The sequence below is a fragment of the Bradyrhizobium sp. 190 genome (assembly GCF_023073415.1).
Classification (GTDB): Bacteria; Pseudomonadota; Alphaproteobacteria; order Rhizobiales; family Xanthobacteraceae; genus Bradyrhizobium.
Map to the genome: position 1 here is coordinate 350676 of NZ_JADPJL010000047.1, position 14250 is coordinate 364925.

Annotated in this window: 12 protein-coding genes and 1 pseudogene; 6 read left to right on the forward strand and 7 right to left on the reverse strand. The window is 63.2% G+C overall.

The features are described 5' to 3' along the window. Positions 1-55 precede the first annotated feature (55 nt). Together IVB22_RS26060 and IVB22_RS26065 are read right to left on the reverse strand one after the other, a co-directional pair. On the reverse strand, positions 56-1300 hold the full coding sequence (locus IVB22_RS26060) for an ABC transporter substrate-binding protein (protein WP_247520106.1): 1245 nt from the start codon (positions 1298-1300) through the stop codon (positions 56-58). A gap of 177 nt (positions 1301-1477) precedes the next feature. Continuing rightward, positions 1478-2371 (reverse strand): IclR family transcriptional regulator, encoded by an 894-nt coding sequence (locus IVB22_RS26065; protein WP_247520107.1) that lies wholly within the window; start codon positions 2369-2371, stop codon positions 1478-1480. A 210-nt stretch (positions 2372-2581) separates the two neighbouring features. Here IVB22_RS26065 and IVB22_RS26070 point away from each other — a divergent pair, with 210 nt between their 5' ends. Genes IVB22_RS26070 through IVB22_RS26080 form a run of 3 tightly spaced genes read left to right on the forward strand, consistent with a single transcriptional unit; the run spans position 2582 to position 5507 of the window. Beyond that, entirely contained in the window at positions 2582-4381 is a 1800-nt protein-coding gene (locus IVB22_RS26070) for a thiamine pyrophosphate-binding protein (protein WP_247520108.1), read from the forward strand. Positions 4382-4401: 20 nt separating this feature from the next. Next, entirely contained in the window at positions 4402-5106 is a 705-nt protein-coding gene (locus tag IVB22_RS26075) for an SDR family oxidoreductase (protein ID WP_247520109.1), read from the forward strand. Positions 5107-5123: 17 nt separating this feature from the next. Continuing rightward, on the forward strand, positions 5124-5507 hold the full coding sequence (locus IVB22_RS26080; RefSeq protein WP_247520110.1) for a cupin domain-containing protein: 384 nt from the start codon (positions 5124-5126) through the stop codon (positions 5505-5507). Between the two features lie 2 nt (positions 5508-5509). Here IVB22_RS26080 and IVB22_RS26085 read toward each other — a convergent pair whose 3' ends face one another. The 5 genes from IVB22_RS26085 to IVB22_RS26105 form a co-directional block, all read right to left on the reverse strand. After that, a complete protein-coding gene (locus tag IVB22_RS26085; RefSeq protein WP_247520111.1) occupies positions 5510-6568 on the reverse strand; it encodes a DMT family transporter in 1059 nt (352 codons plus the stop codon). A 229-nt stretch (positions 6569-6797) separates the two neighbouring features. Beyond that, a complete protein-coding gene (locus IVB22_RS26090; RefSeq protein ID WP_247520112.1) occupies positions 6798-7022 on the reverse strand; it encodes a hypothetical protein in 225 nt (74 codons plus the stop codon). Positions 7023-7400: 378 nt separating this feature from the next. After that, positions 7401-8201 carry an SDR family NAD(P)-dependent oxidoreductase gene (locus IVB22_RS26095; RefSeq protein WP_247520113.1) on the reverse strand — a complete coding sequence of 267 codons (801 nt, stop codon included), beginning with the start codon at positions 8199-8201 and terminating at the stop codon, positions 7401-7403. After that, positions 8202-8756 carry a carboxymuconolactone decarboxylase family protein gene (locus IVB22_RS26100; protein ID WP_247520114.1) on the reverse strand — a complete coding sequence of 185 codons (555 nt, stop codon included), beginning with the start codon at positions 8754-8756 and terminating at the stop codon, positions 8202-8204. It lies immediately after the preceding gene. A 40-nt stretch (positions 8757-8796) separates the two neighbouring features. Continuing rightward, positions 8797-9738 (reverse strand): hypothetical protein, encoded by a 942-nt coding sequence (locus tag IVB22_RS26105; protein ID WP_247520115.1) that lies wholly within the window; start codon positions 9736-9738, stop codon positions 8797-8799. Between the two features lie 196 nt (positions 9739-9934). Here IVB22_RS26105 and IVB22_RS26110 point away from each other — a divergent pair, with 196 nt between their 5' ends. The 3 genes and pseudogenes from IVB22_RS26110 to IVB22_RS26120 form a co-directional block, all read left to right on the forward strand. Next, on the forward strand, positions 9935-13408 hold the full coding sequence (locus tag IVB22_RS26110) for an indolepyruvate ferredoxin oxidoreductase family protein (RefSeq protein ID WP_247520116.1): 3474 nt from the start codon (positions 9935-9937) through the stop codon (positions 13406-13408). 146 nt (positions 13409-13554) lie between these two features. Next, on the forward strand, positions 13555-13965 hold the full coding sequence (locus tag IVB22_RS26115) for a hypothetical protein (RefSeq protein WP_247520117.1): 411 nt from the start codon (positions 13555-13557) through the stop codon (positions 13963-13965). Positions 13966-14057: 92 nt separating this feature from the next. Next, a pseudogene (locus IVB22_RS26120) lies at positions 14058-14250 on the forward strand (IS110 family transposase); the annotation flags it as partial.

Genomic DNA, 14250 nt, shown 5'->3' on the forward strand with positions numbered 1-14250 from the left:
CGGCTTTTTAGTGCCGGCGCCGCAACGCCAGTGGCCCGACGCCCGTATCGGGCTTCTATGCCTTCATGTTGCAGGGATTTTGCGTCTTCGTCGGGTAGATCGATTCAAGCTCGGCGCCCGCGGCCGGCACGGCTTCGCCGAGCACGAGCATGTCCCACTTGTCCTTCATCTCGTTCTTCGGCTTCACCGTGAAGGGATAGGCCTCCTGCACGAGCTGATGATCCCAGGAGCGGAAATAGGCCTTGCGCGACTTCATGATGTCGAACTGCGTCTGCTTCTCGAAATAGGCGATCAGCGTGTCGCTTTCGGTCGACTTGGTCTCGGTGATCGCCTGCGCGATCATTTTCAGCGTGATGTATTCGATCCAGGCGTGGTTCTCCGGCGGCTTGCCGTATTTTTTGGTGAAGGCCTCGACGAAGGTTTTCGAGGCCGGATTGTCGAGCGTGTGATACCAGACCGTCGGCCAGGTGCCGCTCAGATTGCCTTCACCCATCGCCCAGGCATCGCCGGTGTTGAGATTGAAGCCGACGAGGGGATAGGGGAAGCCGAACTCGGCATATTGCTTGACGAGGTTGGTCACCTGGTTGCCGGCGAGGTTGCAGCACACGACGTCAGGCTTGGCCTGCCGGACCTTCAGCAGATACGGGCTGAAGTCGGTGACGTCGGTCGCAATCAGCTCGTCGCCGATCAAAGTGGCGTCATTGGCGCTGAAGAAGGCTTTTGCGGCCTTCAGCAGGTCGTGGCCGAAAATGTAGTCCGCGGTCAGCGTGACGAACTTCTTGCCCTTCACCATGCCCTTCTGCTTCAGCGCGGTGCCGACGGCGTTGACCATCACGGTGTTGGGGATGTCGCAATGGAAGGAGTAACGGTTGCAATCCTTGCCGCGCAGCGCGTCGGAGCGCGCGCCGGTCGAGAAGAACACCTTCTTGTTGCGCTCGGCGACCTGCATGATGGTCAGCGACGAGGCGGATGAGATTTCGCCGAACAGCAGCACCGCGCCGTCCTGCTCGATCATGCGCTGCGCCTTGGTCGAGGCCGTGGCGGGATTCACCGAGTCTTCCGACATCAGGTCGATCTGCTTGCCCATGATGCCGCCGGACGCGTTGATCTCCTCCGCCGCCATCTTCACCCCGAGCTGGGCATAGCTGCCGATCGCGCCGAGGAAGCCGGTCAGCGGCACCAGATGGCCGATCTTTATTCGCGCGGCCTGGGCGATGAGTATGGATGGAGATCCGATCGCGGAGGCGCCGGCAAAGGCGGCGCCGGCCTTCAACAAAGTACGTCGGCTGTAGCGGGTCATCACTGGTCTCCTCCCGGGATACGTCGCGACGTTCTCTCTTCCGTTCCCGCTTATGCGACAATGTGAGAGACGTTCTTTTATTGTTGTAGGATATTTCCGGACGCAATCGCTCCTGTCAACGCCAAATGCGTCGCAGCCGCGTTCAACCCGATAGGAAGAGGATTTAGCTGGATCGGATCAGGAGGATTTCGCCAGATCCCGCGCGCCGAACTCGGCCGACAACCGGCCGGCAGCCGATTGCACCAGCTTGGCGCGGCTTTGCAATACCTGGTCCGTCATGCGCCAGATCGGGCCGGAGATGCCGAGCGCGCCGATCACTTCGCCGGTGAAATTATAGACCGGAACAGCGACGCAGCGGACTTCCGCATTGAACTCGCCGTCGTCGAAGGCGATGGCGCTGCGGCGGATCTCGGCGATCTCGCGCAGGAGTACGGCGGGGTCCGTGATCGACTTTTTGGACGACGGCTTCAGTTCGACGCGTTCGAGAAAGCGCTTCAACTGATCGGGGCGCAGCGAGGCCAGCATGATCTTGCCGAGCGCAGTGCAGTGTGCCGGCCGCACCACGCCGACGCGGTCGGTCAATTGGAACGCGCCGGGCCCGCTGGTGCGGGCAATCACGACCACGGCGTCGCCCATCCGCACGGCGAAATGGCCGCTTTCGCCGCTCTCGCGCGACAGGTCTTCCAGCACCGGCGTCGCCAGATTGACCATCTCGATTTCGTCGAGCGCGCTGGCCGCCAGCGCAAACAGCGGCCGGCCAACACGATAACGTTTTGAATCGCGCTCCTGCCTGAGATAGCCGAGCGAGACCAGTGTCTTGGCGAGATGGAAGGTGGTGGAATTATGCAGGCCCACCAGCTTGCTGAGGTCCGCTAATCCGATGCCTTCGCGGTGGCGGGCGACTTCTTCCAGGATCGAAAATGCGCGGCCGAGCGACTGCACGCCGCCGCGCGCGCGCTCCTCGGCCTCGTCGTCGATGTTGGGTTCGCTCGATGGCACCAGCTTCGCGATCGAGACCTTGCGTGGCGGGGCCTGCTTGTCGCTCGTCTTCGGCTTGGTGCGCGGGTTCACGGAATCAGCTCTCCAGGATGGGCGAGGCGAACTCTATCAGGCCGTCCTCGCCCGGCAACAGCGCCGCGCATCGTGCGAGGCGACAATGCGCACTATACCACAATAGCAATTGACGTACAGTATTATGAGAAATAGGTTCGGGGCCCGTCGCCGGCCGTGCAAGCAAGACGCGGAGGCGAGTTCGTTGAGCTCAGGGAGAGAGTTAGATCGATGTCGCGTAACATGCTCAACGGCGCCCAGGTCATCGTCGACTATCTGGTCCAGGAGAAGGTGCCGCAGGTGTTCGGCCTGTGCGGCCACGGCAACATCCAGTTCATCGACGCGCTGTACGAGCGCTCGGCCGACATCAAGACCATCTCGGTACATCACGAGAGCGTCGCCGGATTCATGGCCGACGTTTACTACCGCGTGTCGGGGCGGCCGACGGCGACCTTTACGTCCTGCGGGCCCGGCTCGGCGAACCTGCCGATCTCGCTTGCCAACGCATTCCTCGACTCCGTGCCGTTCCTGGCGGTGACCGGCAACGTGCCGACCAGCCAGTTCAACCGCGGCGCCTTCCAGGAGATGTACCGGCATTATCAGGCCGATTTTCCCTCCACCGTGCGCACGATGTGCAAGAAGGTGTTCCAGCCGACGCGCGGCGAGATGGTGCCGCTGGCGGTGCGGCAGGCCTGGAAGACCATGACGACCGGCCGGCCCGGACCCGTCGTGCTCGACGTGCCCTTCGACGTGTTCATGGAGTCGGCGGCCGAGGAGGCGCCGAACGCGATCGCATGGAACGCCAACATATCGAGCCGCTGCGGCGCCGATCCTGATGGCGTGGTGAAAGCGGTCGACATGCTGCTCGGCGCCGAGCGGCCGACAATCATCGTAGGCCAGGGCGTGCGCTACGGCGGCGCGGCGGAAGAATTGCTGAAACTTGCCGAGCGCTTGCAGATCCCGGTCGCGGCCTCGGCAAGCGGCCTTGGCGCGATCGATTGCAATCATCCGCTGGCGCTGGGTCTCGTCGCGCGCGCCGGCCATTATCAAGCCAACCACGCGACGCGTCAGGCTGATGTGCTGCTGGCGATGGGGATGCGGTTCGACGATCGCACGTCGAGCTCGTGGATCCCCGGCTACTCCTTCACCATCCCGCCGACGCGGCTGATCCATGTCGACATCGATCCCGAGGAGATCGGCCGCAACTATCCTGTTGCGCTCGGCCTGATGGCCGACGTGCGCACCTTCCTGCGGCAGGTGCATGCCGAACTCGATCGCCGCGGCGATCTCTCGAAGAAAGCAGACGCGCGCAAGAAGTGGCTTTTGCAGATCGATGGCTACCGCAAGGAATGGGACAAGTTTGTCGCTCCCGGATTTTCCGACGACACCACGCCGATCAATCCGCAGCGCGCGGCGCTCGAAATCGACAAGGCGTTGCCTGATAATGCGATCCTCGTCAGCGACATCGGCGTGCACCACAACTGGCTGCTCGGCTTCTGCAAGCCGCGGCGGCCGGATTCGCTGATCGGCTCGATGGGATTCGGCCCGATGGGTTTTGGGGTCGCCGGCGTGATGGGCGCGAAATTCGCCGCGCCCGACCGGCCCTGCGTCTCGGTGTGCGGCGACGGCGCGTTCTTCATGCACGCCAACGTGCTGGGCACGGCGGTCGAGTACAATCTGCCCGTGGTCTGGGTGGTCTGGAACAATTACGCCTATGCCTCGATCCGGGGTTTGCAGCGCGGCTATCTCGGCGGGCGTGAGCTTGCGACCGATTTCCACGATCCCAATACCGGCGAGCGCTACAATCCGGATTTTGCCGCGATGGCGCGCTCCTGCGGCGTCGAAGGCGTGCGGGTCGATCGCGCGGGCGATCTCGGCGAGGCCATTCGCAAGGGCATCGCGGCGAACAAGCCCTATCTGATCGACGTCGATATCGCCGCCGACATCAATCCGGTCGGCGCGGGCGTCTGGGAATTGCCCGGGCTCGGCCAAAGCAAGGCCGGCATCGGCACGCGCTATCAGCCAGCCTGATCTTACACTAAGGATATCCCATGTTTCTTGCAGGCAAGAAAGTCGTCGTCGTCGGAGGTTCCTCCGGGATCGGGCTTGCGACCGCCGAAATGGCGAAACGCGAAGGCGCTGACGTCATCATTGCGTCGCGTAACGTCGAACGGCTCGACAAGGTGGCCGAGAAGCTGAATGCCATCGCGATCCCCGCCGACGTCACCAGCGATGACAGTGTCGGAAAACTGTTCCAGCGTTGCGGCCCCGTCGATCATGTCGTGGTCACCGCGGCCCAGCTTCGCACCGGCCCGTTCAAGACGGTGGCGATGGAAGATGTCCGCACCACCATGGAAGGCAAGTTCTGGGGCGCATGGCGCGTCGCGCAGCAGGCGCAGATCCGCGCCGGTGGATCGCTGACACTGGTGTCAGGCTTCCTCAGCGTTCGTCCGCGCCCGAATTCGGCGATCGTCAGCGCCGCCAACGGCGCGCTGGAATCGCTGGCCCGGGCGCTGGCGCTGGAACTGGCGCCGGTGCGCGTCAATGCCGTCTCGCCCGGAATCATCGACACGCCGATCCGTGCCGCGATGCCGGAAGAGGCGCGGCGCGATATGCTGGCGAAAGCTGCGGCGTCGTTGCCGGTTGGCCGCGTCGGCGCGGCTGAGGACATCGCACGGCAAATCCTCAGTTTCATGGCGAACGGCTTTGCGACCGGATCGATCGTCTATATCGACGGCGGGGCGCTGGTGATCTGACGGCAGAGGAGGCCATCATGGCCTCGGAAAACAACGGCGCCTTCATCCGCAACATCGCCGAAGTGCCGTGGCGCGAGTTCCCCAATCATTTCGGCGGCGCGCTGTCAAAACCGCTGGTCATGCCGGAGACCGCGGGCTCCCGTCACATCGACTACAGGATTTCGATGTACCAGCCGATGGCGCATGTCGCGCGCCACAAGCATCGCGTGCAGGAGCAGATCTATCACGTGCTCGAAGGCGAGGGGCTGATGGAGATCGCCGGCAAGAACCACGTGGTTCGCAAGCACGACTTCATCTTCCTGCCGCCCGGGGTCGAACACGCGATCTCGAATTCCGGGCTGGTCGACCTGGTGTTTCTGGTGATTACGTCGCCGGTGACGGATGATGAGAAGCCGGTGTGAGGTCACCTCTCCCGCTTGCGGGGGAGGTCGGACCACATCGCAAGATGTGATCCGGGTGGGGGAAGCTCTCTCCACACGAACAGTGTGACTCGCGGCGGCACCCCCACCCCAACCCTCCCCCGCAAGCGGGAGAGGGGGCGATCCTTTTCGTGGTCGCAGTTCGATCTGATCTCGTTATGCGCTACGCCGACGCTGATCCCAGCAGTACCACTCCCCCCAATCAGGACTGCGCAGCCCACCACGCGCCATGCCGTGACCCGTTCGCCCAGTATCAGCATGCCGAACAGCGCGCCCACCATCATCGACATTTCTCGCGCCGGCGCGACCAGGCTGAGCGGGGCGCCCATCTCGATGGCCGACAGCACGAGGATGTAGGACAAAGGCGAGAGCGCGCCGACCCAGAACGCCAGCCACCAATGGCCCTTCATCTTCTCTTTGGCGCGAGGCAGGTTCGACAGAACGATCGGCAGCATGATGAAGAAGCGCAGCATATTGGTGACCCAGTCGAGCACGACGGGATGAATGCCGAGCACCTTGACGCCGTATCCGTCGACGACGGTGTAGCCCGCGATCAGCGAGCCCGTCGCGGTACCCCAGCGCACGCCGTCGAGGCCGCGCGGGCGGCGGAACGCGGAGAGATCGCCCTGCGTGGTGATCAAGCCGATCCCGGCGACGACGGCGAGCAACCCGAAAATCCCCTGTGCGGTCGGCGTTTCGCGCAGCAGGATGAACGCGCCGATCGACGACAGCATCGGCCCGGTGCCGCGCGCGATCGGATAGACCACCGAGAGGTCGGCGACCTGGTAGCCGCGCTGCAGGCACAGGCTGTAGGCAAGATGAATGCAGGCGCTCAGCATGAGGCAGGCAGCGACCGGCAGGCTCCAGCTCAGTTCGCCGTAAACCAGAAGCCAGATCATCCACGGCAGATAGACGAGGCAGGCGAACATATTATAGGCGAAGACGAAGGTCGGGCCGGCTGCCGCCGCACGCTTCGAAAGCAAATTCCAGGTGGCGTGAATGAAGGCGGCGAGGACAACGAGGGAGAGCGAGAGCGGCGACATGAGACCTCCGTGCCATCTGGCGCGAAAAAGATCTCGACATCTCCTCCTCTGGGCTTTTGTCCCTCGGGTGCAGCCGCGTGCTACCGCGGTTTCCGCAACGCTCGGACCGGCGATGGCAATTTCGCCATCCGGAACCCTAGTTGCCACTCAGTCGATGGAACTCCGATATGTCAGGGAATCAGGTGCGGTCAATCCGAAAATTTATGCTGCACGTGCGCAATGCTGCGAATCAGGCCGCCAGATCCTGCAGCAGAAGCGACGAGCCACGAATCAGCACCTTGCGTCCCTTCGCTGTGATGAAGGGCGCATCTCCGTTCATGGTGGCAAGTTCCAGCGCGATCAGGCCGTCAATCGTGTAGCGGCTCATGCGCAGCAGCTTTGATGCTGGCGTCCGCAACGCTTTCAATGCTTCCCACTGGGACGGCGTCAGGTCGTAATCGAATTCTTCGTTCATGGTACCTCGGCATTCTTGCAGCGCTTGCCACAATTCTTGTGGCGCGTGATAGCGAGCGCACGTGAAATTCGTGCGACCGCAACGAGTCGGTATTTCGACAAGCGACGATGCGCTGTCACATCATCGTGTCACTGGAATCGATTGAATGTGTCGAATCACACAGATGGCCGAATAAAAACGCCGGCGCAAATTTGCGTGAGTACGGAGCGCGTCAAAAAGACCGCCCAATCACCGCAACCCTTAAGAGAAAGTTACTAACCAAAGGTAAACGTGTGGACCGAGCTGCCGTAGGGTGGGCAAAGCGTAGCGTGCCCACCATCCTTTTGCGCCGAGAGAATGGTGGGCACGGCGCTTTGCGCCTTTGCCCACCCTACAACCTTATCCCCGCCGCACGCTCGATCCGCCATCGACCGGCAACGTCACGCCGGTGATGAAACTCGCTTCATCTGATGCGAGGAAAAGCGCGGCGTTGGCGACGTCCCAGCCGGTGCCCATCTTGTGGCGCAACGGAACTTTGGCATCGCGCTCCGCCTCGACCTCGGTGCGGCTCTTCCCCCATTCGCGCGCGCGGGTGTCGACCGCCATCGGCGTGTTCATCAGTCCGGGCAGGATGACGTTGGCGCGAATGCCATATTGCGCGTTCTGGTAGGCGAGCTGTTCGGTGAAGGCGATCATCGCCGACTTGGTCGCCTTGTAGGCGACGTAAGGATAGGTGGTGATCGCGGCCATCGACGAGATGTTGATGATCGCGCCGCTCTTTTGCTGACGCATGATCGGGATGACGTGTTTGGCGGCCAGCACGCAGCTCTTCAAGTTGATCGCCACGCAGCGGTCGAACGCTTCCTCCGAGATGTCGAGCAGCTCGGCGTCGCCGCCGGACAGGCTGACGCCGACATTATTGTGCAGGATGTCGATGCGGCCCCAGCGCGTTTGCGCGTCCGCCACCATCGCCTTGAGGTCGGCATTCTTGGTGACGTCGGCCTTGAATGTCGCCGCGGTGCCATCCTTGGCGGCGATCATGTCGACCGTTTCCTGGGCGGAGGCCAGATTGTGATCGACGCACAGCACCTTGGCGCCTTCGCGCGCAAAGGTCAGCGCGGTGGCGCGGCCATTGCCGATGCCTTCGCCGGGGCTCTGTCCGGCGCCGACGACGATGGCGACACGATCTTTCAGGCGCATTCATTCCACTCCCGGGATCGGGTACTGTTGCAGTACCTCTTTGTAATAAGGTTCGTTGTCGATCTTCATCGTCGCCAGTACCCGCACCACGGCGCAGTAGAAGGCGATGGTGAGCACGAGGTCGACCATCTGCTCGTCGGAGAGTTTTTGCTTGATCTCGCCGAAGGTTGCCTCCGACATCGCAAGCTCCCGCACCATCTCGCGGGTGCCACGGAGGATCGCCTTTGCCAGCGGTTCGAGCTTCGAGGGCTTGCCCTCGGTCTCGGCCATCAGCCCTTCGATATCCTCGTCGGTGACGCCGAATTCCCTGCCGATCTTCACGTGGTGGGTGAACTCATATTCCGATTTCTCCATCCAGCCGACCTGGAGGATCGCGAGTTCACGCAGACGCGGATCGAGCTTGCTGTTGAAGCGGATGAAGCCGCCGATTCCGTTGAAGGCGCGCGCCATGTCGGGCGAATTCACCAGCAGCTTGTGCAGGTTGGTGTTGCGCTTGAGCATGTCGCGGTATTCGGGGGCGACCTGGTCGGCTTCGAGATAGGGCAGGCGGGCCATTTTGTTGTTGTCCTTGTTGGCGATAGCGGATCAGGCTCACCTAGTCGTAGAGCGCTTTGTGCTCCCGTTCGTAGTTGGCGTAGGAGTCTTTGATGCTGGCCATGTTCAACAACATGGTCGCAACCGGCGTGTTGTCGGCCCCGAATACCGTCGTGCGCATCCACACGCTCTCTGTGCGGCGGCTGCCACTCAGCGCAACGACCTCGCGCTCGGTGGTGTAGCTGTCGCCGACAAACAATGGCCCGCGCAGCAGGCGGATTTCCTGATCGGCGAACAGCCCGACCGCCGGTCCGCGGACCGGCAGCCGGTCGTCGCGGGCGCGGTACTGAAACAGCACGCTCAGCATCTCCATGGGAATGATCGCCCGTCCCCAGGGATTGTGCTCCTGCGAATAGTACGCCGAGGGTTCGGTGATGACCTTGAGCTTTTGCTCAAGGGAAAACGGATAGAGATCGCCCATGTGCTGGTCGAAATCCATTCTGACCGTCTGGCTGGGTGTCTTCATGCCGACCTTGAGGTCGGCAAGAATGACAGGATCGGCAAGCGGCTTCAGTTCGCCAAGCCGGCGGCTCAACGCAGTTTCCGTCACGCCGCCGATCGATGCGGTGCCGCGCAAAATCTCGGTGCCGTCGCGCTTGGTCATGCCGATCGCGCAGGTGGTCTGGCCCGGCTTCGGCTTTTCGATGTTGGCCTGGACCTCCTCACCCTCGAAGGCGGGGTTACGGTAATGGGCCGACAGGCATCCGGTCTCGAACCAGGCCTGGCCCCAGATTCGCTCGCACAGCGGCGCGAACTGGCTGAAATGAGTCGGCCCCTCGATGGTGCCGCCCTGAAAGCCGAGCTTTTGCGCGGTCGCATCGTCGTGGATCGAGGCGTGGGAGTCGTAGACCTGCGCATGAAGCATCTGCTTCGGGCTGCGCCACGGCCCCACCAGCAGATTGCCGCTTTCCAACAGCTCGGTCGTGAACGCCGCTTCTGTCATCCCTGGTGTCTCCCTTTGCTCCCAAGCGTTTCAAAGAAGGCGGATTTCGGCAAGAGGGCGGGCCGGTCCACAGGACAAGCGAGATATGTCCTGTAGCCATGAATTCACGCTGGGCACGCATAGCAAAACCGGTGCATTCTGTTCGCAATTAGACCGGTTCAAATAACCGGCGGAACGTGCGACGGGGAGCGGACGAATGGCGTTGATGGAAGTTGGGCTGGACGACAAATATCGTCTGGATGCGAAGCGCATATTTCTCTCCGGTACGCAGGCACTGGTCCGACTTCCCATGTTGCAGCGCGAACGCGACCGCGCGCAGGGCCTCAACACCGCAGGTTTCATATCAGGCTACCGCGGCTCGCCGCTCGGCATGTACGACCACGCGCTATGGCGCGCGAAAACCTTCCTCAAGCAGCATGACATCGAGTTCGCGCCCGGTCTTAACGAGGATCTGGCGGCGACCGCCGTGTGGGGCAGCCAGCAGGTCGGCATGTTCCCCGGCGCCAAGGTCGATGGCGTGTTCGGTATCTGGTATGGCAAGGGCCCGGGCGTCGACCGCTCCGTCGACGCGCTCAAGCACGCCAACTCGGCCGGCACCTCGCCGAACGGCGGCGTGATTGCGCTGGCCGGCGACGATCATGGCTGCCAGTCCTCCACGCTCGCCCACCAGAGCGAACAGGTGTTTGCGGCGGCGCTGATGCCGGTGGTCAATCCGGCGACGCTGCAGGATTATCTCGATCTCGGCATTCTGGGCTTTGCGCTGTCGCGCTACTCAAGTTGCTGGGTCGGCTTCAAGGCGATTTCCGAAACCGTCGAAAGCTCGGCCTCGATCGTCAGCGACCCTGATCGCATCAAGATCATTTTGCCCGATGATTTCGAAATGCCGCCGGGCGGGCTTTCCATCCGCTGGCCGGATGCGCCGATGGAGCAGGAGCGGCGGCTGCACGGCCCGAAAATGCAGGCGGTGGCGGCGTTCACGCGCGTCAATCGCTTTGACCGCATCGTGCTGGACTCCAAGCCGGCGCGGCTCGGCATCATGGCGACCGGCAAGGCCTATCTCGATCTCCGGCAGGCGCTGGCCGATCTCGGCATTACCGACGCCGAGGCGCAGGCGCTGGGACTTCGCATCTACAAGGTCGCGCTGACCTGGCCGCTGGAGGAGTCAGGCGCAAAGACGTTCGCCGAAGGTCTGCAGGATGTGCTCGTCGTCGAGGAGAAGCGCGGCTTCATCGAGGACCAGCTCCTGCGCATTCTTTATAATGTCGATGCCTCGAAGCGACCGTCGGTGGTCGGCAAGCGCGACGAAACCGGCGCCATGCTGCTGCCGAGCGAAGGCGAACTGACGCCGACCATGGTGGCGGCAGCCGTCGTCGCGCGGTTGCGCAAACTCGGTCATCGCAGTCCGGGGCTGGAGCAGCGTCTCGCAAAGCTCGAAGCGTTCGACCGGCCGGCGGAAGGCATTGGCGCGGCAAAGCTGCAGCGCACGCCGTATTTCTGCTCGGGCTGCCCGCACAACACCTCGACCAAGATCCCCGAGGGCAGCCGCGCCATGGCCGGCATCGGCTGCCACGGCATGGCGCTGTCGGTGCCGAACCGCCGCACCCAGACGATCTCGCATATGGGCGCGGAAGGCGTCACCTGGATCGGGCAGGCGCCGTTCACCAGCGAACAACACGTGTTCCAGAATCTCGGCGACGGCACTTACACCCATTCCGGCCTGCTGGCGGTCCGCGCCGCGGCGGCTGCCGGCGTCAACATCACCTACAAGATCCTCTACAACGACGCGGTGGCGATGACCGGCGGCCAGCCGGCCGAGGGCGGTTTGACGGTCTCCCAGATCGCGCACCAGGTTTCGGCGGAAGGGGCCAAACGCCTCGTCATCGTCTCCGACGATCCCGAAAAATATCCCAGCAATTACTTCCCAGTAGGCGCGACCGTTCATCACCGCCGCGAGCTCGACGCGGTGCAGAAGGAGCTGCGCGAGGTCAAGGGCCTCACGGTCCTGATCTACGACCAGACCTGCGCGGCGGAAAAGCGCCGCCGCCGCAAGCGCGGGCTCTATCCGGACCCGCCGAAGCGCGTCTTCATCAACGAGCGCGTCTGCGAAGGCTGCGGCGACTGCTCGGCTGTTTCCAACTGCGTCTCGGTGCAGCCGCTGGAAACCGAGTTCGGCCGCAAGCGGCGGATCGACCAGTCGAACTGCAACAAGGACTTTTCCTGCATCGAGGGCTTTTGCCCGAGTTTTGTCACCGTGCATGGCGGCAAACTGAGGAAGGCCGACCGTACCGCGGCCGATCCGTCCGCGCTGTTCGCCGATCTGCCGCTGCCGGCCGCGCCTGCGCTCGATGGCGCCTACAACATCCTCGTCACCGGCATCGGCGGCACCGGCGTCATCACCATCGGCGCGCTGCTCGGCATGGCAGCCCATGTCGAGGGCCTGGCGTGCTCGACGCTCGACTTCACAGGGCTCTCGCAGAAGAACGGCGCGGTCATGAGCCACGTCCGCATCGCGCCCGAGGCGGACGATCTCGCGACCGTCCGCATCGCGCCCGGCGGTGCCAACCTCATCCTCGGCTGCGACATCGTGGTCGCCACCAGCATTCCGGCGTTGAGCCGGGCCGAGCGCGGCGTGACGCGGGTGATCGTCAATGCCGACCTGTTGCCGACCGCGAGTTTTGTCATCAATCCCGACATCGATTTCGAGGCGGGGACGATGCGGGAGTCGCTCAATGAAGCCATCAGCGCCTCCGATCTCGACATTCTGGACGCGACCGGGCTTGCCACGGCACTGATGGGCGACAGCATCGCCACCAACGCCTTCATGCTCGGCTTTGCGTTTCAGCGCGGCGCGATTCCCCTGTCGCTGGAGGCGATCATGAAGGCGATCGACCTCAACGGCGCGGCGATCGACATGAACAAGCTGGCGTTCTCCTGGGGCCGGCTCGCCGCGCACGACCTGCAGCGCGTCGTCAGCGCAGCGCGCTTCAAGAGTTCGGGCGCGGCGCCGGTGAAGCGGACGCTCGACGAGAGCATAGCTTTCCGCGCCAAGTTCCTGACGGACTATCAGAATGAGGCCTATTCGAAGCGCTACCTGGCGGAAGTCGAGCGCGTTCGCGCGGCCGAAGCAAAGGGCTCGCCCGGATCGCATGACCTCACCGAGGCCTTTGCAAAGGGCCTGTTCAAGCTGATGGCCTACAAGGACGAGTACGAAGTCGCCCGGCTTTACTCGGACGGTGAGTTTGGCAAGGCGTTGGAGGAACAGTTCGACGGCGACGCGAGCGTCAAAGTCAGCCTCGCGCCACCACTGCTGGCGTCGCGTGACAAGGCGACCGGCCATTTGCGCAAGCGCGAGTTCGGTTCCTGGATCTTCCGCGCCTTCGAACTGCTGACGCGGTTCAAGTTCCTGCGCGGAACTGCGTTCGATCCGTTCGGCTACACGGCCGAACGCCGGATGGAGCGCGCATTGCCCGGCGAGTATTCCGCTGTCATCTTCCGCCATCTCGACGAGGCGAAGCCGCATGACTGGCCACGTCTGGTGGCGCTGGCGAAGTCCGCGGAACTTGTTCGCGGCTATGGCCACGTCAAGGAAGCCAATGTCGCGAAGTTCCGCGGAGAATGCGCACGCGTGGAGGCCGCGATCGGCCAACCGGTGGCGCAGGCAGCCGAGTAGGGAGCAGTTAATCCGGCACGTGAACTTTTTCGCGGCCCGGATCATTCACCGGTAATTCTGCGGGCAGGAACGGCTGGAATTGTCCGGCCGGCTCCCTACATGGTGAGTGTTCATACACTCTTTGGTTGATTTCAGGAGGCCCTACGATGGTCCTGAAAAGCGCTATTGCGGCAGCACTTTGCACGGGCTTCCTGATGTCAGGCAGCGCCGCGCTGGCGGACGAGTACCGCGCAGGCGAGCTCATTGGTCTCGATCTTTCCAAGGCCTTGCTCTCGCCGAAGCGTTTAGGTCCGGAGACGCAGTTTGCCCCGGTCCGGATCGAGGCCAGAAACGATGCCCGGCCGGTGAAGACGGAGCGCGTGGTTGCGCCAAAGGCAGCCGCGCGGAAGACCCAGCCCAGGACTCACGTAGCGCATGAGCGCGCCGGGAAACCGCGCGGCGCCGCCCGCACCAAGCTGACGCGCCGCCATAGCAATCCGCTCGACGCACAGGCGCGCGATACGCGGATCCAGACCTGGCCGTGCCAGTCCGGCGGCATCTGCGGCTGGCAGCGGTAGAATAGGTTCGTTGCTTCGTAGATTCCATGGGGCGGTGAGCGTGTCCCTTCCGATAGGTTTGGGTTTCCACACTCGAACCATCGGAGAGTCAGATGCAAGCATCGACCGTAGACACGCCCACCGCCGGCCATTGTTGCACGATTTTCGTTGCAATCGAACTGAGTCAGAAGGCTTGGCTGGTGACGTTGCACAGCCCGGACCGGGACCGGATCTCGCGTCGGACGCTTGAGGGCGGTGACGATGCCGGGTTGCTGGCATTGCTGGAGGGCGTCCGGACGCGGGCGG

What these genes read in the sequence shown, in the direction of transcription:
- IVB22_RS26095 (WP_247520113.1), bottom strand. Translation starts at nt 8,201, where the DNA reads ATGCGCCTGAAAGATCGTGTCGCCATCGTCGTCGGCGCCGGACAGAGC.
- IVB22_RS26100 (WP_247520114.1), bottom strand. Translation starts at nt 8,756, where the DNA reads ATGGCCCGCCTGCCCTATCTCGAAGCCGACCAGGTCGCCCCCGAATAC.
- IVB22_RS26115 (WP_247520117.1), top strand. Translation starts at nt 13,555, where the DNA reads ATGGTCCTGAAAAGCGCTATTGCGGCAGCACTTTGCACGGGCTTCCTG.
- IVB22_RS26080 (WP_247520110.1), top strand. Translation starts at nt 5,124, where the DNA reads ATGGCCTCGGAAAACAACGGCGCCTTCATCCGCAACATCGCCGAAGTG.
- IVB22_RS26070 (WP_247520108.1), top strand. Translation starts at nt 2,582, where the DNA reads ATGTCGCGTAACATGCTCAACGGCGCCCAGGTCATCGTCGACTATCTG.
- IVB22_RS26075 (WP_247520109.1), top strand. Translation starts at nt 4,402, where the DNA reads ATGTTTCTTGCAGGCAAGAAAGTCGTCGTCGTCGGAGGTTCCTCCGGG.
- IVB22_RS26105 (WP_247520115.1), bottom strand. Translation starts at nt 9,738, where the DNA reads ATGACAGAAGCGGCGTTCACGACCGAGCTGTTGGAAAGCGGCAATCTG.
- IVB22_RS26085 (WP_247520111.1), bottom strand. Translation starts at nt 6,568, where the DNA reads ATGTCGCCGCTCTCGCTCTCCCTCGTTGTCCTCGCCGCCTTCATTCAC.
- IVB22_RS26060 (WP_247520106.1), bottom strand. Translation starts at nt 1,300, where the DNA reads ATGACCCGCTACAGCCGACGTACTTTGTTGAAGGCCGGCGCCGCCTTT.
- IVB22_RS26110 (WP_247520116.1), top strand. Translation starts at nt 9,935, where the DNA reads ATGGCGTTGATGGAAGTTGGGCTGGACGACAAATATCGTCTGGATGCG.
- IVB22_RS26090 (WP_247520112.1), bottom strand. Translation starts at nt 7,022, where the DNA reads ATGAACGAAGAATTCGATTACGACCTGACGCCGTCCCAGTGGGAAGCA.